General features: G+C 63.0%; 1 protein-coding gene. It reads left to right on the forward strand.

Going from position 1 to position 1,410, the window contains the following annotated elements:
- The coding region (locus GV044_RS13735; RefSeq protein ID WP_159871760.1) for an IS66 family transposase at positions 1–1,122 on the forward strand (1,122 nt) is incomplete at its 5' end.
- Positions 1,123–1,410: the final 288 nt, after the last annotated feature.

Consider the following 1,410-nt stretch of genomic DNA (forward strand, 5'->3'; position numbering starts at 1 on the left):
AAGATCAGCCAGCCTCCGGCACCGTTCCCCGTAACCCCGCGCGGGATGTTCGGCCCGCACTTCCTGGCAAACCTCGCCTTCCAGAAATACGGGCTGCACCAGCCACTCAACAGCCAGCGTGATCGCCTCGAGAGAGAGGGTATCCCGTTGAGCCTCTCGACGCTGGCGGATCAGATCGGGGCGATCTCAGTCGCCGTGAAACCACTGTCCTTGCTTCTGGAAGCCCACGCGCTTGCGGCAGACCGGCTGCACGCCGACGACACCACGGTGCCGCTGCTCGCCAAGCACAAGACGGAGGTAGCACGGATCTGGGATTATGTGCGCGACGATCGCCCGTTTGGCGGCCCGGCACCGCCGGTGGCGCTGTGCTACTACTCGCGTAACCGCAAGGGCGAGCATCCGCGGGCACATCTGGCCGGCTACAGCGGAATCCTTCAGGTCGACAGGTTTGCCGGCTTCAACGAGCTGTTCCGCGACGGCCGCGTCGAGCAGCCGATGACACGCGCAAACTGCTGGGCACATGGTCGCCGAGAGTTCTTCAAGCTCGTTGACATCAAGCAGCAGAAGAAGCGCAAGAACGGTGCGGCGCCGCTCATCTCTCCCTTGGCAGCCGAGGCGCTGGTCATAATCAATCCGCTCTTCGCTATCGAGCGCGACATCAACGGCAAGCCTGCCGCCGAGCGGCTTGCCGTTCGCCAGGAGCGATCCGCGCCAATCGTCGCCGAGCTGGAGACCTGGATGCACACGACGCGCGCCAGCCTCTCGCGCCACGATGCCGTTGCCAAGGCGATCGCCTACTTCCTCAACGACTGGGAAGGCTTCACCACCTTCCTCGCTGACGGCCGGATCTGCCTGACGAACAATTCAGGCGAGCGTGAGCTGCGAGCTGTCGCCAGGGGCAGGAAAGCTTGGCTGTTCGTCGGCTCGGACCGCGGCGGCGAGCGCGCCGCCATGATGTTCAGCCTGTTCGGCACCGCACGGCTCAACGACGTCGATCCGCTCGCATGGTTTACCGATGTCCTCGACCGTATCGCCGACATCCCGCAGAGCAGACTGCATGAGTTGTTGCCTTGGGAATGGAAGCGCCTGAGGAACGTGCCGCTTATCGACGAGGCTGCCTGATGATTGATCCACACCCGAAATCATCGACTCCCCGCTCTACTGGTCCATCGAGCGCAACGGCAGACGACTGGAGGTCAACATCGTCCAGATAGCCACCGAACGTGGATGGTCACTCGAGGTCGTCAACGATCAAAACACATCGATCGTCTGGGACGACCCATTCGAAACCGATCGCGACGCCGATGCAGCCTTCCGACGCGCGTTGGCTGAAGAAGGCTTCGAGGCATTCCTCCACCGAGCCTAACGCAAGGCACGCTCGTCCGCGCTACATTTCGACCGCGGCCGCTA

Source organism: Novosphingobium sp. 9U (assembly GCF_902506425.1).
In the GTDB taxonomy this organism is placed as follows: domain Bacteria; phylum Pseudomonadota; class Alphaproteobacteria; order Sphingomonadales; family Sphingomonadaceae; genus Novosphingobium.